Consider the following 257-nt stretch of genomic DNA (forward strand, 5'->3'; position numbering starts at 1 on the left):
ACTAGACTATTGACATTTAATATAAGGATGCGTAAAACGTAGGCTTCAGTTGGGGTTAACTTAACCGCATCATTACCGTCACTGAATTCATTTGTTAGAAAGTTCAGTTTAAAGTTTTCATATTCTAAATAGTTTTCGTTGGGTTGGTTATTCTTAGTACGACGCAACATCGCACTAATTTTAGAACTCAATACGTTAGTGGAAAACGGTTTAGTAATGTAATCATCAGCACCAGCGGAAATGGCACGAACTGCGTT

General features: G+C 36.6%; 1 protein-coding gene. It reads right to left on the minus strand.

Annotated features, from left to right (window positions below; all coding sequences use genetic code 11):
• Positions 1 to 257 (minus strand): response regulator transcription factor (locus tag AC6UDG_RS07700; protein WP_500706991.1); only part of this gene is annotated, 257 nt, incomplete at both ends.

It is taken from the genome of Fructilactobacillus sp. X2R1C1, from assembly GCF_059901435.1.